The organism is Paenibacillus oenotherae (assembly GCF_019443105.1).
Classification (GTDB): domain Bacteria; phylum Bacillota; class Bacilli; order Paenibacillales; family Paenibacillaceae; genus Paenibacillus_Z; species Paenibacillus_Z oenotherae.
Map to the genome: position 1 here is coordinate 1 of NZ_JAHZIJ010000098.1, position 339 is coordinate 339.

The window sequence follows — 339 nt, forward strand, 5'->3', positions numbered from 1 at the left end:
TCCGGGCGGTTCAGGTAGCCGCGCGCCAAGCCCGCTCCCGCGATGCACAGCTCTCCGGCTACCCCGATCGGCTGCTCCCTGAGCCGATCATCCATGACATACAGCCGCGTATTGGACAACGGCTTCCCGATCGGAATGTTCCCTGACTCCCCTTCGATCCGGTACGCCGTACAGATAACCGTGCTCTCCGTCGGTCCGTACGTGTTCCATACTTCGTACGGCACCGGCTTGTACCCTTTCACCTTGTCCGCTCCCGTCAGCAGCAGTCTCAGCTTCGAGGGCGCTTCCTCCTCCAGCAGCTGCTCGTACATTTGCGGCGGCAGCCACGCGATCGTAATC

At 62.2% G+C, this 339-nt stretch carries 1 protein-coding gene; it reads right to left on the reverse strand.

Going from position 1 to position 339, the window contains the following annotated elements:
• Nucleotides 1-339: AMP-binding protein (locus K0T92_RS24745; RefSeq protein WP_219875288.1), on the reverse strand; the 339-nt coding region annotated here is incomplete at both ends.